This window comes from Abyssisolibacter fermentans (assembly GCF_001559865.1).
GTDB classification, from domain to species: Bacteria; Bacillota; Clostridia; order Tissierellales; family MCWD3; genus Abyssisolibacter; species Abyssisolibacter fermentans.
Genome location: NZ_LOHE01000071.1, coordinates 31701 through 52633 on the forward strand (window position 1 = coordinate 31701; position 20933 = coordinate 52633).

At 30.2% G+C, this 20933-nt stretch carries 21 protein-coding genes; 1 reads left to right on the forward strand and 20 read right to left on the reverse strand.

Features of this window, described 5'->3' with window-relative positions; genetic code table 11:
• The first annotated feature begins 242 nt into the window (after positions 1-242).
• Positions 243-794 (forward strand): 2'-5' RNA ligase family protein, encoded by a 552-nt coding sequence (locus AYC61_RS13575; RefSeq protein WP_066503441.1) that lies wholly within the window; start codon positions 243-245, stop codon positions 792-794.
• 1137 nt (positions 795-1931) lie between these two features.
• On the opposite strand, the gene AYC61_RS13580 is transcribed toward AYC61_RS13575, so the two are convergent.
• From AYC61_RS13580 to AYC61_RS13665, 20 genes are all read right to left on the reverse strand, one after another.
• Entirely contained in the window at positions 1932-2756 is an 825-nt protein-coding gene (locus AYC61_RS13580; protein ID WP_066503445.1) for a GNAT family N-acetyltransferase, read from the reverse strand.
• Positions 2757-2789: 33 nt separating this feature from the next.
• Entirely contained in the window at positions 2790-3620 is an 831-nt protein-coding gene (locus tag AYC61_RS13585; RefSeq protein ID WP_066503447.1) for a VanW family protein, read from the reverse strand.
• A 1547-nt stretch (positions 3621-5167) separates the two neighbouring features.
• Complete coding sequence (locus AYC61_RS13590; protein WP_066503454.1) at positions 5168-5821, reverse strand: peptidoglycan recognition protein family protein; 654 nt, start codon at positions 5819-5821, stop codon at positions 5168-5170.
• A gap of 113 nt (positions 5822-5934) precedes the next feature.
• Positions 5935-7821 carry a hypothetical protein gene (locus tag AYC61_RS13595; RefSeq protein WP_156456469.1) on the reverse strand — a complete coding sequence of 629 codons (1887 nt, stop codon included), beginning with the start codon at positions 7819-7821 and terminating at the stop codon, positions 5935-5937.
• Positions 7822-7831: 10 nt separating this feature from the next.
• Positions 7832-8365 (reverse strand): YmfQ family protein, encoded by a 534-nt coding sequence (locus AYC61_RS13600; RefSeq protein ID WP_202906843.1) that lies wholly within the window; start codon positions 8363-8365, stop codon positions 7832-7834.
• Positions 8358-9398, reverse strand: a complete 1041-nt coding sequence (locus tag AYC61_RS13605) for a baseplate J/gp47 family protein (RefSeq protein ID WP_066503458.1) — start codon at positions 9396-9398, stop codon at positions 8358-8360. The genes AYC61_RS13600 and AYC61_RS13605 overlap by 8 nt, the downstream gene beginning before the upstream one ends.
• A gap of 25 nt (positions 9399-9423) precedes the next feature.
• The gene (locus tag AYC61_RS13610) at positions 9424-9867 is read right to left on the reverse strand and encodes a DUF2634 domain-containing protein (RefSeq protein WP_066503460.1); all 444 of its coding nucleotides are present in this window, start codon (positions 9865-9867) and stop codon (positions 9424-9426) included.
• Complete coding sequence (locus AYC61_RS13615; RefSeq protein WP_066503466.1) at positions 9867-10196, reverse strand: DUF2577 domain-containing protein; 330 nt, start codon at positions 10194-10196, stop codon at positions 9867-9869. Before AYC61_RS13615 ends, AYC61_RS13610 begins: the two co-directional genes overlap by 1 nt.
• Positions 10196-11164 (reverse strand): XkdQ/YqbQ family protein, encoded by a 969-nt coding sequence (locus tag AYC61_RS13620; protein ID WP_066503468.1) that lies wholly within the window; start codon positions 11162-11164, stop codon positions 10196-10198. Before AYC61_RS13620 ends, AYC61_RS13615 begins: the two co-directional genes overlap by 1 nt.
• A gap of 3 nt (positions 11165-11167) precedes the next feature.
• Entirely contained in the window at positions 11168-11587 is a 420-nt protein-coding gene (locus tag AYC61_RS13625) for a hypothetical protein (protein ID WP_066503470.1), read from the reverse strand.
• Between the two features lie 12 nt (positions 11588-11599).
• The gene (locus AYC61_RS13630) at positions 11600-12925 is read right to left on the reverse strand and encodes a hypothetical protein (RefSeq protein WP_066503477.1); all 1326 of its coding nucleotides are present in this window, start codon (positions 12923-12925) and stop codon (positions 11600-11602) included.
• 92 nt (positions 12926-13017) lie between these two features.
• Positions 13018-13164, reverse strand: a complete 147-nt coding sequence (locus AYC61_RS21595; RefSeq protein WP_162265468.1) for a hypothetical protein — start codon at positions 13162-13164, stop codon at positions 13018-13020.
• Positions 13165-13184: 20 nt separating this feature from the next.
• Positions 13185-13583, reverse strand: a complete 399-nt coding sequence (locus AYC61_RS13635; protein WP_066503479.1) for a phage tail assembly chaperone — start codon at positions 13581-13583, stop codon at positions 13185-13187.
• 11 nt (positions 13584-13594) lie between these two features.
• Positions 13595-14038 (reverse strand): phage tail tube protein, encoded by a 444-nt coding sequence (locus tag AYC61_RS13640; protein ID WP_066503480.1) that lies wholly within the window; start codon positions 14036-14038, stop codon positions 13595-13597.
• A 12-nt stretch (positions 14039-14050) separates the two neighbouring features.
• Entirely contained in the window at positions 14051-15118 is a 1068-nt protein-coding gene (locus tag AYC61_RS13645; RefSeq protein ID WP_066503482.1) for a phage tail sheath C-terminal domain-containing protein, read from the reverse strand.
• Positions 15118-15555, reverse strand: a complete 438-nt coding sequence (locus AYC61_RS13650) for a phage tail terminator family protein (RefSeq protein WP_066503488.1) — start codon at positions 15553-15555, stop codon at positions 15118-15120. The genes AYC61_RS13645 and AYC61_RS13650 overlap by 1 nt, the downstream gene beginning before the upstream one ends.
• Positions 15556-16113: 558 nt before the next feature.
• Positions 16114-18303, reverse strand: a complete 2190-nt coding sequence (gene secA2 / locus AYC61_RS13655) for an accessory Sec system translocase SecA2 (RefSeq protein WP_338026055.1) — start codon at positions 18301-18303, stop codon at positions 16114-16116.
• 18 nt (positions 18304-18321) lie between these two features.
• Complete coding sequence (locus AYC61_RS21890) at positions 18322-18495, reverse strand: hypothetical protein (RefSeq protein WP_242866800.1); 174 nt, start codon at positions 18493-18495, stop codon at positions 18322-18324.
• Between the two features lie 700 nt (positions 18496-19195).
• Positions 19196-20182 carry a phosphotransferase enzyme family protein gene (locus AYC61_RS13660; RefSeq protein ID WP_066503491.1) on the reverse strand — a complete coding sequence of 329 codons (987 nt, stop codon included), beginning with the start codon at positions 20180-20182 and terminating at the stop codon, positions 19196-19198.
• A gap of 330 nt (positions 20183-20512) precedes the next feature.
• Positions 20513-20933 (reverse strand): IS3 family transposase (locus tag AYC61_RS13665; protein ID WP_156456470.1); only part of this gene is annotated, 421 nt, incomplete at its 5' end.

Consider the following 20933-nt stretch of genomic DNA (forward strand, 5'->3'; position numbering starts at 1 on the left):
ATTGCAAAATTTTATGTAAATAGCATGTTTTGTATTATTGTGTCAATTTTTATGTAACATTTTGTTATTTTATATTTTTTTGGTTAAAATTGTGTAACAATATGGATAAATCATTGTAGAATTTAGTAGAATTTAGTAGAATTTAGTAGAATTTGAAATGAAATTATATTTAATTTTATTGGAATAGTCATTTAGACTCATATGTTATAATTAGATTATTATCAATTCAGGAGGTTTATGATATGGGATATGGTTTAGAAATTTATTTTGATAAGGAGAGTGAAAATAAATTAATTAATCTATGGAAAGAACTGCACGATAATGGGTTTAGTTCATTTATGTACAAATATGGTGAGCATCCTCATATTTCTTTTGGAGTTTTTGATGATGATTTACAGGATGTAAAGCATCTTAAACAGTTAGTTATAGATTATTTTAATAATATACCTCAATTTGAGTTAACACTTTCTACCTTAGGAATGTTTGCAGGAAACAGTGGAGTAAGCTTTATTAGTCCGAAAATAACTAAACAATTATTAGACTATCATGAAAAGTTTTATAATAAGCTTTGTGACAATGGATATAATAAGTGGTTTGATGAATATTATAATCCGGAGAATTGGATACCTCATTGCACAATGACTTTTAAAACTACACCTGAAAATCAAATGAAAAGTTTAGAACTATTAGATTCGTTATTTAAGCCTTTTACAGCAAGAGTTGAAAAAGTTGCGTTTATTGAATTTTATCCTGTTAAGTATATTGAGGTTGTGGAGTTGAAGGAAAATGTATAGGCGATTTTCAAGGTTGGTTTTTGCTTCTGCCTATATTCTATATCGAGATTAATCTATAATGGTTAAATGAATTGGTTGTAGATAAAGGAGTAACTTATATGACATTGATATTGGCTAAAAATTTATTTTCTACTGCCATCCTTTGTAAGTCATATGGCTCATAACTTTTTGATTCAGCGATACAAGAGATTTTTCTAACTCGGAAAAGGGTGTATTTTTTCGGTTTTTATAATGTTAAAATACTCCCTTCAATGTCGTTTACAAAAAATCTCTTACCCGCTTCTATTTACTTTTTGGTATTTTCTTTAGGGTCAAGCTTTGCAGGATTTACAACAAAGATACTTATTTATTTTCTCTACTCATTGGTGTAGGAACTCTCTAAGAATCTTCTACGGTTCCGACAAGAGCTTGTTTCTAAATAAATAAGAAACTCACTACTCACTACGTTCCTATGAGTAAGTGATTCACTCAAAATCTTAGATTTTGGTTCTCTACTTAAAAGCATTGAAGAAACAAGCTCTTGAAAGTCACCTTACGAAGAAACCTTAGAGATTTCCCAGTTATTTTTTGGTTATATTTTTATAGCTGTTGATTAGTGCTTTAAATAAAAAAATCTTCTCATTAAGACCTTAGGCTATTCCAGCATTTTTCATAATTCAAAATTTATTTGTAGTTACTTTTAGAAGAAATTTTAGTTGCAACTTCTAATACATTAATTTCAATAAGTATTTTATAGCTATCACTAGTGTTTCTACAAATGACCCTAGAGAAATAGCTACAAATACAACCAATAGAGCCACTAGGTAGCTATCTGAGGTTTCTTTGTAAGGTGACTTTAAGGAGCAGTTTTTTCAACGCTTTTATATAATAAAAAAAACTGCTCCTTATGGGAACCCAGCAAAGATTCTCAGATAGTTACCCTCACCATTGAGTAAAAATTACCTTACTCTTTCTTTTTAACACTCACAAAGCATTACCCTAAAGAGTACTACCAACAAACCTAATAGAAGCTACATGACATTTTTTGACCACGACATTGATGCCTATATTTTTTCATCTTTATACAATCATAAAAATATAGGCATCTCCGAGTAAAAAAAATGTCTTGTACGGCTTCTGTTCTAAAACTGTGAGCTCTTATATTTTGAATTCATATAGATTATATGTAAATTTTCTTTTGTACCCAAGGCTTTCTGCCGTTGAATAAGAACCTATATTAGTTGCCATGCAATCCCAATATGCTTTAATATTATGTTCTTTACAGTACATCAAAAATTCATACACTGCCCTTTTAGCAAAGCCTTTTCTTCTATATCCTTCTACAGTTTCTATATGAGACTCCATCCAATCATCTGCTACAAAGCTTGTCATACAACTGCTTACTATTTTATTTCTATATATTATACAATAGCCTATACCTTTTTCAAAAAAATCCTCTATATTATCCCACCAAGCAAAAATATTATCTTTTAAAAATTTTAGATTTTCATATCCACTATCTAATATATCTCTATCTATTTTTGCAATATTTGCTTCTAGTTCTATTTGTGGTGCTTCTAAATCAAATTCCTCAAGATTTTCATATGTATATATGTATTGATAAGACTTACCAAACTCTGGTCTGCTTTTAAATACTCTTTCTATTGTATCATTCCACTCATCAGAGGTACCACTCATTTCTATCCAGTTATATTCAAATTTTTTAGACATAGGTATTATTTCTTTATCAAAAAAATCATTTAAAGAATCATTAAATACAGTATTATTCTCGTCCCCAATAAAGAAATATCCTTCTATTCCCTTTGACCAAATCACTGCTGACCTTGGATTCTCTATGTTGTCAACAAATATCCTACCATGATTATTTAATTTAATCACAGCTTTTATGTCTAAATTACACATTGGAATATCCAAAAGGTTATTTAATTTATAAAATTCCTCTTTTTTTAGTTCATATATCATATTATAATCTCCTCCCCCAAAATCAATCAAACTTTAATAAGCACGTATCTTACCAGCTGTTATATATTCCTCATCATATAGCACCTTTGCATGATTTCGTAATACTAAGTTCTTGTTAATTGTATTTCCCGTTTTCTTATCAATCTCTTTTCTGTAAATCTCATTATTTCTGTAATATCCATTTTTCTCTTTGACGAAATAATTATTTTCTTCAACTATATGATAAGAGTGTTCTATTGGTTTATCACTTCTCAACTCTCCACACAAGTATTCATCAGTAGTATATGTAATTAACTGAAAAGTCTGGTTTGTATTATTTACAAACTGATAATCTAAGTAGTTATACATAATAGAAGTGCCTGTTCCAAAAGGAACTTGTCTGCCGTAATCAGGAAACATATCTATATTATTGTGATGATGGTGCTCTACTATTGTTAAAGGACTGTGCAAAACCATCCAATGAATTAAATTGGTAAACTGACACATTCCACCACCTATTCCTCTGTTTACATTACCTGATTTTATAACTAATCCTTCTTTATAACCTTTTCTTTTAGTACAGTTACCGACTAACCTCCAAAATGAAAAAACTTCATTAGGTTTAATTATTATACCATTAACTCTAGGCGCAGCTAATTCTAAATTTTCAGCTTTATTTTCTTGAAGCTTCATATCCACATTACCAAGACGTCTTCTAATCAATGATTTATGTTTATATATGGTTACTGGTAGTTTTTTAGTTTCAAATGTACTAACATATTTATTCCCATCAAATAAATACTTAGCTTTTCTTAATAAAATGCCTTTTGTAACTGATAATCTATAGGTAAAAGGATTAAATTCACAAAATGGTTTTCTATACATAAAATTCCTCTTTTCAACACAGTAATACATAAACCAATTTAAGATAATTGCATATTTATTATATTATATCATATTATGGGAATGGGTTTGGAGTTTAATTCCATGATAAGAGTTTTGTTGGATGAGTATTATCCTTTGAGTTAGGATATTTTGAATATTTAGGATATGCATAAGAGTAACTTTTCACGTTGATGTTTATTACTTATATATATTTTCTACTGCTATCCTTTGTAGGTCGTGTAGCTTGTTACTCTTTGGTTCAGCAGTATAAGAGATTTTTCTAACTCGGAGAAGGGCATATTTTTCCGATTTTAATAATGCTAAAATATCCCCTTCAATGTCGTTTACAAAAAATCTCTTACCCGCTTCTATTTACTTTTTGGTATTTTCTTTATTGTCAAGCGTTGTAGGAATTTCAATGTAACTAAATAGTTGTATTCCATAACTCATTGGTATTGGAACTCTCTAAGAATCTTCTACGGTTCCGACAAGAGCTTGTTTCTAAATAAATAAGAAACTCACTACTCACTACGTTCCTATGAGTAAGTGATTCACTCAAAATCTTAGATTTTGGTTCTCTACTTAAAAACGTTGAGAAACAAGCTCTTGAAAGTCACCTACCGAAGAAACCTTAGAGATTTCCTAGTTACATATTGGTTATATTTTTATAGCTGTTGATTAATGCTTAAAATAAAAATTAAGACCTTAATCAATACTAATATGTTTTTAGGATTAATTTCTGTTGCATTGCCATTACAATTAATTTCAATAAATATTTTATCGCTATTTCGCTATTTTTACTGCAAATAACCCTAGAAAAACAGCTACAAATACAACCAATATAGTCACTAGGTAACTATCTGAGGTTTCTTTGTAAGGTGACTTTAAGAAGCAGTTTTTTCAACGCTTTTATATAATAAAAAAACTGCTCCTTATGGGAACCCAGCAAAGATTCTCAGATAGTTACCCTCACCATTGAGTGAAAATTACCTAACTCTTTCTTTTTAACACTCACAAAGCATTACTCTAAAGAGTACTACCAATAAACCTAATAGAAGCTACATGACATTTTTTGATCACGCCATTGATGCCTATATTTTTTCATCTTTATATAATCAGAAAAATATAAGCATCTCCGAGTAAAAAAAATGTCTTGAATGCTTCAACACAAAAACATTGAGTTACACTTCCCTCAAAGGTTTACCCTAGCTATTTTAACAATTTTCTAACCCTTGTTGTAAAATAAAACTTTCATATACTAGGAGACATGGAGAGTATCTTTCTAAGGAACATTGGTGCGCGTGTTTTTTCCTCTCACTTCAAATCAGAAAATACACGTACACTACCGTTACGAGAAAGATTCCTGCATGGCTTCCTCACAATATAGTAAAGAGCCAAAACAAATTGTTTAACAAATTTATCTCATGTAAAGCTTTGCCTTAGAACACATCACGTTTTTGAATTACATAATTACTGCCTATATTTTTTCATCTTCATAAAATCAGAAAAATATAGGCAGCTCTAAGTAAAAAATGTCTTATAAAGCTTCAATACAAAAACTTTGAGTTACTACTCCCTAAAGATTTACTTTCAAGTATCCTATCTAATAAGGCAAAAACCTCACCTCTTGTCATATAATCATCAAAACGCTTTTCGTGTATTTTTATTCCTTTATCTAATAAACTTTCATAATGCACCTCTGCCCAATGCTTCTTATCCTCATAGATAACTCTTTTAAATTCTCCCCATCTGTCAGTACTTCTGAGAATATGAGGACAGTCTTTGCCGTTTGGGTATTTTGAGCTTTTCCAGTAATTATGCTGGACAACATCCTTTATAGATGGATTTTCAGCAATCAATTTTCTACAAAGCCATATTGTGTTTTCAAGGGTCTTTTCATAATCTCCATTCTCATTAACACACATCTCAATAGATATACTCTCTCTATTGCCTTTCCCACGAAGCCCGTCACCTGCATGCCAGCAGTTATAATCAATAGGCATATGCTGATATATGCTTGTACAATCAACAGTAAAATGCCAACATTTATTATCAGTATCTATGCTGTGCAGATACCTGTTATGTCTTTTAGCATCAGCTCCAATATTATAGCTTCCTGTTTCATGTATTGTTATATACTTTGGAAGCATTTTGTTGTATCTTTTGTCTATGAAATCTTGTATTATTTTTATTTTAATCACCTTCTTTTTTGTTTTGATTCAGTTATTGAATTTTAACCTATTAATATTAAGTAATAATCATATTAACTGATATGTCATCAAAAAAGTGTACCAAGTAGTTTGCTATAAATACCCTAATCTAATAATATAACTAGATAATTCATGTGAGTATCTGACCAAGATTGTCCATTAACAGTAACTCTAGCTACAACATTTGTTCCCCTTTTATTTTCTGGTATATCGATTTTTTCTTCAAATGTATTAACTACAAACCAATTATCACCTCCATCAAATGATATTTCTAATTTAAGCAATGAAGTTATAGGTATTTCTTCTCGTAAGACATATAATTGAGTTGGTGTAAAGTTTAAAATTTTGTTTTTAAAAGTATTTACAAACTTATGTCTAGGGCAAAGGTAAAAAGTTGCTTTTGAAGTATTAGAAATAACCGTATTGCTATATACACTAAATAAAGCATCACCTTGTTGTGGAGTAGAAACTATTTCAGTCAAATTATTATCAGAAATATCATATAACCTTGATCTATCATTTGTGGAAAATGATAATAAATCATAACCGCTAGAAATATCAGTAATAACATATCTTCCAAACTCAGGACTACCATTATAACTTCGTATAATACTTGAATCAATAACAGATAAAGTATTAAAATCTCTTAATTCAATATAATAACGATCATCTTGATAGTGATATTGAGTAACTACTTTATCACCTGCCTTGTTAGTTGCTAAAATACCCATCCATTCTAAATCGCTTGCTTCATCAAATTTTAAATATTTATGGATTTTTATATCACTAGAAGTAATATCAAGTGAAATAATCCAATATGTCCAGCCAGATAAACCATTAAACCTGGAAGAAACATAAGCCTTTGTAGCATCATAATTTATAAATACAGCATATTGATTAGAAAAAACATAACACTTAGATATATATACTATGGAAGAATTTAATAAATCTAGTTTATAATAATAAACATAATTACCATTATGGTCTCCAGCAATTATATTTACATTGGTCTGGGAATTTCTACTTATATCAATACAGGTAAATCTAACATCATTTATATCAATATTTTTAATATTAGTTACATTTAATTTATTTCTATCAAATTTATATGCAAATATTAAACTACTATTACTATTGCTATCCCAGCAAGTACCAATAATAGTATCTCCCGCACTCCACTTTATACAATCATGATCAAAAGAATATGACATATCAAAAGAAAATGTAGCTACTACAACACCATCAGAAACCCTAATAATATTTACAGTATTTTTATTACTACCTGATAACGAAACTATATATTCCCCATCCAATGATACATCATATCTCCCCGAATAAACTGAATGTTCATCACTTACCCATTGAGTAAAAGTGCCTATTGAACTAGCATTACTATTAACACCAATCCCACCATCTGATTCTGCAATAAATGAATCATTAAATAATCCTCCATAGGAATATTTCATGTTCTCCATATTTCGTAACGCATTAGATTGTAATTGCCAAATAGAACCTAAATTATTAGCTACAGTGTCAGTTATTGCATTAATCTCATCTTTTTGTTTCTGCACATTTGTATTTATATTATAAATAATCTGCTCTAGTTCAGTTATTTGTGTATATGATTCTGCAATTCTCTGTTGTATCTTATTTAATTCAGAAGCATCTCCCTTTCCATTCCAATTTTCCTTTTCTTCATCTGTAACAAATCTATGCTCACTATCTTCTATAATAATACTTGCTAAATGTTTCTCAGGATGCACATAATTATTTGCTTCTGGTTCTATATATTGAAGCTTATTTTTTTCTACATCTGTAAAATCATTCGCACTAAGCCCTTTACCCTCTACCTTATCCACTTTACTTGCCAAGATATCAACATTTCTTTTTATTTCTTCATCTATTACATCCATATTTGTATTAATATCATTAATGTTAACATTATCAGTAACATCAGGCTTTTTTAATTTGTAATTAATTGTTTCCTGCATTATATCACCTCTATATAGTTTTATATTCTTCCCATGTATTAACAAAGGCACTTTCCCATGTTAAGTCTGATACCATGTCCCATGTGTTGTAGGTGTACTCAAAGTCAAAGCCTAAATGTGCGGGTTTTATTTCTTCTATTGCTTTTTTTAAATCATCCATATTAGGTGGTATTCCTTTTATCCCAACAAATTTTATTATGAAATTATAGTTCTTATTATCCTCTGTAACTTCTACTTCTCCATTTGAATAACTTTCTGCAACGTTTTTGATAAGATTTATTGTTATTGTTCCTTTTCCTCTTAGCTTTGATTTTATTACGCTTCTTCTGTATTCTAAGTCTTTGCTGTTGTTTACTGGAATACCGAGGTCTTTTTCCCATCTTTCTAGTGTAAAATCTGCTGTTTCTATGAAAAATTGATTTAGCACACCTTCTAGATTAGCTTTGAAATCCTGTAATTCATTGTTTTCTGTATCAGCAATGCTTACCATTACATGAGAAGTTTTGTAGGAATTGGGCAGATAACTCATTAATCTATTAGCCAACTGTTACCGCCCCCAATACTGCGACTTCCTGCTCTGCTGTTATTATGTTTGATGTGCTGTTATTCACTGTTAAATTTGAATAATCCAATACACCAATACTTGCTAATATTAGACTTCCTATTTTTGCATAACTAACTTGATTTTCTGTAAATGCAAGTCCTTTTAAATACTCTGTGATACTGGTTTTTATATTTTTTATTACTTCATCTTGAGTGTAATTATTTGTGTCTATAGACAGTTTTACATTGATATTGATTAATACCTCTTTTGCACTCTCTACTGTAACTGATGCTCCTATTGGTCTGCTATCTTCTATATATTTAATTACTTCATCTATTAATTCTTGCTCTGCTCCTGTCTTGTTGCTGTCAATTATCACTACTTTTACTGTTCCATTGCCGTTCCAAAGCGGGAACACTTTTACATCTCCTACTCCTATTACCTCTTTTGCCCAATTTCTATAGTGTCGTTTGTTTCCACTTGTTGCTGGTGTTTGTACTTTGTCAAAGTATCTCTGCCTTAATTCTTCGTCAGTTTCTCCATCATATCCGTTTGTTACTTCATTTTCATTTATTACACTGCTTAGTCCTGATATTGTAATAGGAAAATATTTTATTGCTTCTCTTGGAACATTTCCTATGCTTCCGCTTTCTTCACACTCTACTGATACTTGTGCCTTTCCTGTTTCATCTATCACTAAGCTGTCAAGTATTATAAAGTTGACTGTATCACTTGCTACTTTATCTCCCTTATTAATTGCTGCTCCTTTTGTACCTGTTATTGTCACTGTTGTTGTCGCTTTTGTCGCTTGTTTTCTTGTTAATCCCTGCTCTAATACCTTTTTATCCAAATCACTACCTACTGCTGTAGCTGCAAAGCCTTTGTTTAATATTTCTTCTTGTTTTTTATATGCGTCTTCGAGTTCTATTGAAACAGGCATTAGTGCATCATAAAAAAAAGAGCCTCTGCTCTTATCAAATGTATCACTTATATTATTTAACATTCTATCTTGTATCTTTTCTCTACTGTTCATCCATACTCACCTCCTAAATTAAGCTTTAAAGAGTCATATTGCTTGTAAAACTATTTCCATCAGCTAAATTTACCTTAAAAGATACTATCAGCCTTGGATTTCTTTTTACTATTTTAAAATTTGACAGTGACTGTATCATTGGATTTTTGGTAAGTGCTTCTGTTATCTCTCTTTTCAGCTCAGCTTCTATAAACGCCTGCGGAAAATTATTACCTATGATTAAATCCTCCAATACTACTCCATACTCATTTTTATCGTTTCTTTCATATACCTTGTATCTGTATTTTTCTGTTCTAAGTATTTTCTCTACCCATACTTTTAGTGCCTGTACTCCACTTATTTCAACAAGTCTTCCGTCTTTTATGACAAAATCACCTTTATCAAAGTCAAATAAAAAAGATTTCCCTGAATCATTGAAATCTTCTTCTACAGCTGTCTTAAACTCAAGCTCTGCTATTTTGGGCAGCATTAGATATTCACCACCTTATCTATTACATAATATTTCTGTTCATCTGTGGTAGGAATGAGCATCACTTGATCTCCTATCTTTAATGTATCTGTAAATTTTATTTTTCCTTTACTACACTCTGCATCTACACTCTCGATTTCAAATTCTCTTTCATAATCCTTTGAAATATGTGCTGACAATACAAGATGCTCTTTTGTAAGTATTATTTTTTCGCCTAAAGATACTTTTATTTCAGGAGGAGGATTAATAACTTTACCTAGCTGAGGACCTAAATACGGTTTATTATCTCTTTCTTTAAAAAGTTTTGCAAGTTCGCTTATTCCTTCCATTATTTCACCCCTAATCCTACCTGCATACGATGTATGCCGTTTGTTAATGTATGGTTAACATCTTTAATCAAATATTGACCACTCATACCTGTTATTGGTTCTCTTATCTCTATTAGCCTTCCTGCTCTTACGCTGTCATTTCCTATCATTTCTACAGAGTTTTCTTCCATCACTTTACCTAAATCCTTTAACATTTTTTCAGCAAGGTTTTTTGCTTTTGCAGTATCTTTATGTTCTGTAAGCATTACATCTTGGAGTAATCCATACTTATCTATTAACTTCTGGTCTCTTTGTTCTATTACTTTGTTATTAGTATCTATTACTTTTATGCTATTTTTCATATTCTCTATAGTTTGCTTCCTGCTTGGATTAGATATAGAGCTTGTTACATCATAATCCTGTATATTCTGTGCTAATTTAAATGTTGCTTTTATAACTAAATCCTCTTGATTTTCTATAAAAAGCTTACCCTGTCTCATTTCCATCCTGTATTTAATCCCTTTTTCTTTCTCTGCTGTGCTTATTATATCTCTGATAATATCACTTACTAATTTATTGTTGTATATTTTGTTAATTACAGTGCTTATAGGTGCTATTTTCCCTATAGGAATTTTAAAGTCATTTAATATCGTTTCTATAGCCTTTTTTGCAGATGTTTTGTTAAATTGATATACTTCCTTGCTCTTATTTAAGTAAATTGCATAGTCAAAACAGGTATAGCTTACAACATTTCTACCACTATTTTGTTTTGAGATAACTATTCCTCTGAATATCTCTTCTTCATTTTTTATTATAACTACACTTCCAAGCTCTACAGGAATGCTTGGAAAATATCTGCTGTCATTAAATGCTATTTCAAAATCTAGTTGATTTCCTAGTTCATTTATATTGCTTCTCCATTTAATACTTCTTACTAAGGGAGTAATATCAGTTTGTATGCCATTAGTAATGCAGTAAAACTTGTGCATAAGCTATACCCCCTTCTGTTTGAGCTTTATAAATTTGAATTCACTTAATGTCAGCGTATAATATATGTCCCCCGAACCATCCTGCATACCGTATTCAAAGCTTTCTATGGCACAAGCCATATTTATAGAAGAATCTGTTATAGTTAATCTTATAGGCACTCTCCTAAGCTTCCAATTTTCAATAATATCTACATACTGCCAGCCTTTATATTCATTATCTCTCAAAAAGGCATATTCCTTACTTGGAAAGAAAGATTGTATAGTTATGCTGTCTAGTGCTTCCATACCTATTAATTTTATTTCTCCCTGAGAGATAGTATCATAAGTCTCGTTTTTCATAGCTGAATTAATTTTAAACTCAGTTGGAAGGACAGGCAGCTTTATCACTTGTTCTCTATTGTTTATTGATAAAAATATGTCCATTACCTAACCCTCCTATGCATAAACATTTTCCATTGTTGTTTGTATTCTTGAAGCAAGTTGATTTGCAATTTCATCAACTGATAGACTGCTTCCGCTTATATTTATTGTAAAGTTGTTTTTGTTTGAATTGTGATTGCTTGTTCCTTGATTTTTATAATTAGGTTTAATGTTAAATGATCTATTATTATATAGGTTATTATATAGGTCAATTGTGCCATTCTTTATTTCTGATTGAATAAAATTAGATGGATGATTTAAATTTGGGTTAATTCTTTTTATATTAGGAAAACTCAATTTTTTATTATTTCTATAGCCAATCACTGGACTTATGGACTTACCCATTCTTTTTATTCCATCTACTGTTTTATTGAATGTTTTACTTAAAAAACTACCTGCTTTTTTAAGACTAGTCGTTGTACTCTTCACTATTTCTTGAGATTTATTTTCTAGAAACTTGTAGCCTTTTACTACTTCGCCGCCCACAAACTTCAAACCATTATTAGCTTTATTAATTACTGCCTTACCAATATCTGTGGACTTAATCATGTCATACGCTAATGACCCAGCAAAATTTAGTGTTGATGTAATTTGAGAAACCCCAGGTATAAAATCTCCAACTATATCAATTCCAGCTAATGCTTTTTTAAAAATACTATCATCATATTTTAATGTATAAAGATTAGCTGCTAACCCTAATGGTGAAAAAGCTTTTGAAAAGTTGGCTAAACTTTTCTTACCAAAGTTCTTTAATGGTTTAAGCAAATTACCAGCCTTTTTAGCAATTGGTGATTTAGCTATTTTATTTATTAAGCCTTTATTAGCAAACATCTTGCTGCCAAACCATTTAAAAGGTTTTGCAGCAAATCCTTTTAAACTATTAGCTTTATTTTTTATTAAGTCCTTTGATTTTTTAATCATTTTGAATATTGAAGAATCTGTACCTTTTCTTAATCTGGCAAGCTTACCTTTTCCTTTATTTGAAATAACATCATAATGTTCTTGTAGTTTATAGTTTATTGACTTATTAAGCCAATTAGCATCTTTATTAAAGTCTTTATTAAGTATATTTCCTACAAACTTCATACTTTTCTCAGCTGCATTACCTAATTTTTTTGCAAATGATTGTGCACTTTTGTTCTTAACTAAATTCAAATTTATTGCTTTTCCAAAAAAATAATTTGGTATTTTGGTTCTTCTAGTAATATGTGTATACAAATCATTATATACTCCTCCTACTTTTTCCACTAAACTCTTGTCTTCATCTGCAATTGCTGTATCATTTTTTATAGCCTCAACCTTCTCAGCATCAGCCAATATTTCTTCAAATTTTCTGTTCATTAATTATCACCACCTTCATCAGATACCCATAAACAGAAATAGGGACAAAACCAATGCTTTAAGCATTTTAGTTAAGTCCCCATTTTATATCATTACTCTGAAAGCTCAGCTTTCATCATTTTTTCTCTATCCTTCAACTCTTGTTCATAAAATGCCATTATTAATAAAAGTTCTCCTTTTGGCATGTTATACAGTACAGACGGTCTTATTCCTTTTGTGTTCCAGTAGTAATACATCATCTGGGTTAACCCATCTGTACTTAAGAGTTTTTTACTTCTTCGACTGCTCCTCCATCAAAGCCGCTTAAGTCACCTATTATGTTATAAAGAGTAATTATCTCTCCCGGAAGTAGTATCTTTCTGATTAAATCTTTAGGGCTGTATACTTCAAATTTATCCATAAGTTCTTTTGATTTAAGATTTGGTTCTTTAACACCTTCTATGGATGTTAATAGCTGTAATTCTGTAATATTTATATTCTCCATATCATCATTCATACACATCTCTTGTATTTCTTCCATCTTAATAGGTGTTAATGCTTCTACCTTAAAAATAACTTTTTCCCCTATCAGCTCTGATAATCTCTTCATTTCCACTTCTTTACTAGGCTTTTTTAGTTTGCTTTCATCTAACTGTAATAATAAATCCAAAGTATTCATTTATACCCCTCCTATTCCGGTTTAATTAAATCAATAAAATCATAATCAGTAAAAGTAAATGGACATTCTACCTTGCCTAATGCTTTCATCTCAAAATTCATGACAGTAAGGTCATCAAAGCTTACACCTTTTAGTACAACTCTTTCAGCTTGTGCATCAATAGTATCAGGATCAGCTAACTTAGCAAGTATAGTACATCTTACATCTTTTCCTTTTTTGATGTTATCGCCCAATATTTTTGCCATTCTTGAGTTTACTTTATGAAGCTTTATAGTTCCTTTCCCTTCCCAGCCTGTTATCTTTGTATCTTTAGCTAATACTCCACACATATTTACGTCTTCTTTTTTTAGGACTATCTTAGCTTCAAGACCTGTTAATTCACTAACTTTGTCGCCATCTAACCAAATTTCTCCCCATGTACCGTTTATTACTCTATTTCCACTTAGTCTATTCATAATCACTACCTCCTACATAAATATTTCCATAGTTAAATCTTCCATAGCATCCAGGAATTTAACTTTAGCACTTGCAAAAACTTTACTGCCAGTGTTATATTCTTTTATTTCCTGCTCTTTCAAAGCATCTACATCTACTCCACAAGCCATTAAATATGTTTTTTGAGCTTGTACATCTATTACTGCTTTATTATCAAAAGCTTCGTCTAAAACTTCAAGTTTTTCTAAAGCTTCAAAGTATGCATTCACTGCTGATAAGAATAATATTTTATGATCATAAGTGTTTGTTATTTTACCAACATATGAACCATCAAAAGTATCTCTAATATCATCTTTAACTAAATCAACTGCATCTACTATTTTGATTTTCTTAAATTCTTCTCCTTTAGATCCTGCTAAAGTTGTAAGAGAGTTAACTCCTCTACCTATTTTGATTTTAGTTCCATCATTTATTAATATTAATTTTCCACTATCTATTTCAGCATTTGGATCAGATGACTCATCAATTTTATCTACTTCACTTAACTCATAATAAGTGGCACTGCGTGTAAATGGTAATCCTGCTAATATTCCTGCTATTCTTCCTGTATATTGACTTGCAGTATATGTTGTATCTGTAGCTCCTACGTATATATTGCTTGCACAGAAGTTAATTATGCCTTCATTGTCAGCTTCTGCATTTGGAAGTACTGCTTTGAAAGTTTTTTTGTTAACTTCCCTTTCATTCTTAATCCATGTTACAATTTCCTGAACCTCAGCATCTTTAATTTCAGGTATTGCAAGATAGTTCCATTTCTTATTTTTAAGTCTCAATAGTCCATTAGAATAATCTGTATCAGCTACCGCAATTCTTTCTACTATAACTTTGTTTGGAATACCCATAAATGTATTTTCTATATAATCTATATTTTCAGGTGTCCAATCACTTTCTATAATTTGATCTATAGATTTATATTCTCTTGTTTCAAAATCTTGATTAGTATCATCCTTTAAAATCAATGCTACTATCCCTTTTGCACTTCGCTCAATTAATGATGTTCCTTTTGTCTTAAAATTAATCTGTATATCTGGTAAACCCATTATATTTCCTCCTTCAACTGTAATTCTTTTATTTCTAATTCCTTCATTAGTTCATATTCTTCAGATGGTTTTAGATTATCTATTAAATCTAAATTAAAAGAATATCTTAGAATATTATCTTTTACAATGGTTCTTGCAGTACGAATATTAAATACTCTGTCTTCCACAGCTAAAACAGAATCAAATGTTTCATACAGTTTGTCTATCATATCTATGTTTTCATCATTTGTTCCATTTACAGAGTGAAATTTGATACTTATGTTTATATTCTTTCTTCGTTGATACCTGCTTTCCACATTCATATAAATTGGATTTAATTGTACCAATAAAGCTGGTTTATTTATATCAGTTCCTGGATCTTCTCCATAAATATTATGCTCTGGAAAACTTGTAGTAAGTTTGTATATTACAGCATTTTTTATTGCTATTAGCTTCAATTACACCACTCCCTTATAACTGTAATATTTGTATATCTTTTTTTGATGTCTTTAACCCTGATTATTCATATAACTTTGAATAATATGCTGTAAGTTTCTGAATTAAAGATTCCAGTGAATGCGAAGGCATACCGAGTTGGTATGTCGAGAATTTAATGGACATCTTATAAACAGAAAGATACAATAGAGTATTTAATTTTCTATGATTAATCTGGTTGAGTATTTTGTTTCCATATTTCCCTCCTTTAATAAATTCTAACGTGCAGCGTTAAACAATTAGTATACTATTGATTTTTATTAAGGCTTTCATACCTATAGGTCGATAACTCGAAGAATATACAACCAAAAATATAAAAATTTTTTTATAAAAATGAAAAGGTGTAACAAAATGATGAATTTTCAATACTTTGAACTCCCATCTTTTTGTTACACCCTTAATTAACTATATTTATTTTGAATTTAATTATAATCTTACTTTTTTTAGATTAAAAAATACTAGAAACTGAACTTACAAATCATAAAACACTTCTTTACCTTTCAGAAGATCTTTGTACAGTATCACATACTTTTTTTCAAGATGCGATTGTAAATAGATTTTAATGAAAAAAGAGTTCCCTTTATAGCACTTGAAGTGCCTTTAATTAGTAAATTCATACTACTAAACTGATTTGGATTATCGTTTATAAGATAGGTCCAAGTTGATGAAGGTCCTTTGAGCCCTTCCTTATCCACATCTATGCTATTTTCTTTAATTTCAATGGTATTGAATTTATTTATTATTTCACATTCTATTCTATCCATCATATTGTCAAACACTTCTATAGCAATCTTGTGAAATTCATCCAATGGATTTTTCTTTCCAATAGCAACCAAATGTATGCTTTCACGTACATAAGACATATAATCTAGATACTCAGCCCAGCTTCTATTTATATAGTATAAGGTTAGCTGTTTTTCTATATCTCTTAAAACCTTATCATCCAGTTGATTCTGCAGGAAAAAATACCGTTCTTCAGCTTTGGTTGATAAAAGCTGTAAAGGTTCTTTATCCATCAATATATTCTGACGTCTACTGTGGATAATTCTACGCTGCTGTTCCATTATGAAAGAATATTTCCATAGCTGTCTCCTAATATCTGAATTATATCCCTCCAAAACTCTCTGTGCACTTTCCATTTCCCGTCTAAATATTGGATCGTCAATCCGTTCATCTTGTTTTTGTGGCATGTTAAGCTTAGGAAGCATTTTTTTAAAACTATATTTTTTGAATATTTCATCCTCTATACTAATAAAAAATCTACTTTCTCCAGGATCACCTTGACGACCAGCCCTACCCTTCAATTGGTTATCTATTCTTTTGCTTTCGAATTTATTTGTTCCAATAACATAGAGTCCTCCTAAAGCAACCACTTTATCTCGCTCCTGCTCTCTTTCACCACCTAGCTTTATATCAACTCCACGTCCAGCCATGTTAGTGGAGACTGTCACAGCTCCAACTTCTCCTGCCCTAGCTATTATTTTTGCTTCCATTTCATCGTTCTTTGCATTGAGTACCTTACACTTAATGCCGATTATATTTAATTCATCTGCAAGCATTTCTGACTCTTGTACACTGTTAGTCCCAATAAGGATAGGTTGACCAGTTTCATGTATTCTTTCAATCTCCGAAATAAGAACCTTATGCTTTGCTTCCTTATTTGCAAATATCACATCAGGATAATCTTTACGTATACAAGGATTGTTTGTCGGTACTACAACTACATCTAAGCAGTAAAATTCTCTAAATTCTTCTGCAGCAATACAAGCTGTTCTTGTCATTCCTGAAATTTTCTGATATAAGCTTAAAAAATACTGTAATGGAATAGAACCCATAATTTTACCCTTAGACTGCGATTTTAATCCCTCTTTGGTTTCTACTGCCGACTGAAGATTATCTGGCCAATGACGTTTATCTGCAATACGACCAGTAAATTCATCAATAATTTCAATCCTTCCATTTCTTACAATATAGTCTTTATCTCTTTCTATCAGTACCTCCGCATGTAACGCACTATTAATTCTAGTAAGCAATCCCAAGTTTTCTGGGACATATAGATTATCACATCCAAGGATTTTTTCGACACGTATCAACCCAGCATCAGTGAGAGCAATATTTTTTTCGTATTCATCAAGCTCATAATCCTCACCTAGTTTAAGTTCCTTAACTATCTTAGATAAACGAAAAAGTTCTTCCTCTTCTTCAGCTACATCTCCAGCAATAACAAGAGGTATCCTCGCTTCATCAATAAAGACAGAGTCGGCCTCATCTACTATTGCATAATTGAACTTACGAAGAACAAGCCTGTCTTTCTCATAACACAAAAAATCACGCAGGTAGTCAAAACCTACTTCCTTTGCAGTAACATATGTTATATCACAAGAATATGCCTTTTGTCTTTCAGTTATACTCATGCCTTCATTTACATATCCTACAGAAAGTCCTAAAAACTCATATACAGGACCCATCCATTGAGCATCTCTTCTGGCTAGATAATCGTTAAAGGTAAGTATATGAACTCCTTTACCAGTCAATGCATTAAGGTATGCTGGCATTACACCCGCTAGAGTCTTACCTTCTCCTGTTTTCATTTCAACTATTTTACCTTGGTGTAAAGCAATCGCTGCAATTATCTGAACATCATAAGGTTTCATATTCAAGACACGACGAGATGCTTCACAAACAATTGCAAAGGCTTTTACAAGAATTATATCTAGTGAAACTTCATTTCAAGCTCGGTTCATAAGCTCCTGAGACATTTCTTTAAGCCTAATATCACTTACTGATTCAAGTTTAATAGCTCTAATTTTCTCTAAAATCTTTCTATAAGGCTCTATATCATATTCAATTATATTATGAATATTTTGGACTATATTTTTAAATTTTAACAGTTTTTTGAACATAGAAATTCCTCCCATAAATAAGCAATTTAAAATCAAACTCATTATAAGCACAACAACATCCACTCTGTTTTTAACGAGCGTTTTCTGGTTATAACAAATCATTGATTACATTGTTTACTTTACAGGAAATTTTTACATAGTTTTAAATTATGGAAATATATAGGGATTAAAATACAAAAGAAAAAAACTATATCTAATGAAATTACAAAATGATTTGAAGATGTTAAAAAACTAAAAAAAGATGCTATACAGACATTAAGTAGCATTTTCAATAAAAAAATGCTATATATTCCTCTTATATTCGGATATTGTAAAAGAAATAACATTGAACATGCAGATAAAACTTTATTAGAACCTGATAACAAGTTAATAGTAAAGCAGAAAATACAAGCTATAAAACTACATGTCATGATAAGTAATGTAAACGTTACAATATTCATAGTTCACTTGTTCCTTTACACATATTTTTTCAACTGCTAATGCAGTAATCTATTTGACAGTTAAAATTTGTTTAATTATAACACATTTTTTATCTAAAAAAAGAATTTCAATATTTGCTATTACAGAAAGCATACACAAAATTATTTACAAGCCTTTATATAGGTTGGTGACATTTTCCAAGTAGGTGTTTATATTTATTTTAAATTTTATATAAATAATCTTACTTTTTATAGATTATTTATATATCACTAAACTAAACTTACAAATCATAAAACACTTCTTTACCCTTTAAAAAGTCTTTGCACAATGTATCACATACATTTTTAGCATGGTCTTTAATCCATTTATTTTTGTTATTGTCTCTTATAAAAAACACATAACTTATAAAAATATCCATAAATACTAGTCCTTCAATGTATCTTAAACTTTTATGCGAAAAATCAAATTTTGAGGAATATCCTTCTAAAAATACATCTCTATACTTTCTTTCAAATTCAGTAGCAATGCTACCTACATCAAACAAGTAAAATCCAAATCCTGATAAGCAAAAATCAATAAAATTAAGTTCTTCATCATTAATAATTATGTTGCCAGGCAGTAAATCTGCATGTATAAGTCCCCATGAACCCTCTTGTCTTTTTAATTCCCTAAGCTGGCTCTTTACCAAAGTTAACACTTCTTTTATAAGATCATATTGATACTCTGTGAATATCTTAACTTCTACTCCATATTTAAGCTGGCTAACTGCATAATCTATCCTATCCAACCCATAACATGGTCTCTCGAATTTTTCGTTTGGTTTAAATTCACTAAAAAATTTATGTAATAGACCTACCTTTTTACCCAATGATAATGCTATTTTGTCATTATTATAATTTCTATTGCTAAGAATCGTTCCATCTATCCATTCTAACAATGTAGCGCAACATGAATCTCCTAAGTCACTGTTATAAAATTCAGTGACATATTTACTTAAAGAATTAGCTATTGGTTTTTGAACTTTAAATTCATTGTTTAAACTTAATTCTTGCAGTATCTTAATTTCTGACTCTAACCCTACGCGAGTGTGCTGCTTCCCGAACAAACCTTCTGTTGCAGGCTTATGTATACGTAATAAATAATTTTTATTATTCAACCTATCAGAAATTTTAAATGTTATATTCTCATTATGTCTTATAAATTCAATTTCTGCATTATGTAACTTATACATCAAAAGTACTTCATTTGCTATTTTTTTATAATCCATCATACACCTCCATAAATTATTGTACACATAAATATTAAATCTAATCGGTACTCTTCACCTATAAAGGTGGAGAACATTTTGCGCCTTGTTATATTTATTATATAGGTATTTTTTTGAAATTGATAGTTAATTTAATATAACTATTTTTATTAACTACAAATATATGCAAAACATTTTGTTCAAAATAAACCGTCCCTTTCGAGTAAATATTTGTGTTCTCTACTAAAAAAGCTAGCCAAAATTGAACTGACCTATGTCAAGTAGACAATTAATTTAATAAAAATGAATATTAATATTTTTCGGTGTTTCTGTATGAAGCACCGTTTTTATTTATGTACACTGTGCTTGAGTCCGATATTCAATTGGAGATAAACACCCTAATCGCTTTTGAAATCTTTCCTCGTTATAGAATTTTATATACTTATGAATATCTTGAATTAGTTTATCCATAGATTCAAATTGCTTGCCATAGAACATTTCAGATTTTAGTATTCCAAAAAAACCTTCCATTGGACCATTATCTATGCATTTACCAATTCTTGACATGCTTTGTGTCATTTCTGCAAAATCAATTTTGCTTTTAAAGACACTATTAGTGTACGAGAAACCTCTGTCACTATGGAATATTGGCTTTGCATCGGGGTTATTTTTTACAGCTCTATCAAACATTTTAAATACAAGCTGATTAGTATTTCTGTATGATAATTCATACTCTATTATACTGTTATCTAATAAATCTAATATTGGACTT

What these genes read in the sequence shown, in the direction of transcription:
- AYC61_RS13575 (WP_066503441.1), top strand. Translation starts at nt 243, where the DNA reads ATGGGATATGGTTTAGAAATTTATTTTGATAAGGAGAGTGAAAATAAA.
- AYC61_RS13580 (WP_066503445.1), bottom strand. Translation starts at nt 2,756, where the DNA reads ATGATATATGAACTAAAAAAAGAGGAATTTTATAAATTAAATAACCTT.
- AYC61_RS13585 (WP_066503447.1), bottom strand. Translation starts at nt 3,620, where the DNA reads ATGTATAGAAAACCATTTTGTGAATTTAATCCTTTTACCTATAGATTA.
- AYC61_RS13595 (WP_156456469.1), bottom strand. Translation starts at nt 7,821, where the DNA reads ATGCAGGAAACAATTAATTACAAATTAAAAAAGCCTGATGTTACTGAT.
- AYC61_RS13605 (WP_066503458.1), bottom strand. Translation starts at nt 9,398, where the DNA reads ATGAACAGTAGAGAAAAGATACAAGATAGAATGTTAAATAATATAAGT.
- AYC61_RS13610 (WP_066503460.1), bottom strand. Translation starts at nt 9,867, where the DNA reads ATGCTGCCCAAAATAGCAGAGCTTGAGTTTAAGACAGCTGTAGAAGAA.
- AYC61_RS13615 (WP_066503466.1), bottom strand. Translation starts at nt 10,196, where the DNA reads ATGGAAGGAATAAGCGAACTTGCAAAACTTTTTAAAGAAAGAGATAAT.
- AYC61_RS13620 (WP_066503468.1), bottom strand. Translation starts at nt 11,164, where the DNA reads ATGCACAAGTTTTACTGCATTACTAATGGCATACAAACTGATATTACT.
- AYC61_RS13625 (WP_066503470.1), bottom strand. Translation starts at nt 11,587, where the DNA reads ATGGACATATTTTTATCAATAAACAATAGAGAACAAGTGATAAAGCTG.
- AYC61_RS13630 (WP_066503477.1), bottom strand. Translation starts at nt 12,925, where the DNA reads ATGAACAGAAAATTTGAAGAAATATTGGCTGATGCTGAGAAGGTTGAG.
- AYC61_RS21595 (WP_162265468.1), bottom strand. Translation starts at nt 13,164, where the DNA reads ATGATGTATTACTACTGGAACACAAAAGGAATAAGACCGTCTGTACTG.
- AYC61_RS13635 (WP_066503479.1), bottom strand. Translation starts at nt 13,583, where the DNA reads ATGAATACTTTGGATTTATTATTACAGTTAGATGAAAGCAAACTAAAA.
- AYC61_RS13640 (WP_066503480.1), bottom strand. Translation starts at nt 14,038, where the DNA reads ATGAATAGACTAAGTGGAAATAGAGTAATAAACGGTACATGGGGAGAA.
- AYC61_RS13645 (WP_066503482.1), bottom strand. Translation starts at nt 15,118, where the DNA reads ATGGGTTTACCAGATATACAGATTAATTTTAAGACAAAAGGAACATCA.
- AYC61_RS21890 (WP_242866800.1), bottom strand. Translation starts at nt 18,495, where the DNA reads ATGTTCAAAAAACTGTTAAAATTTAAAAATATAGTCCAAAATATTCAT.
- AYC61_RS13660 (WP_066503491.1), bottom strand. Translation starts at nt 20,182, where the DNA reads ATGGATTATAAAAAAATAGCAAATGAAGTACTTTTGATGTATAAGTTA.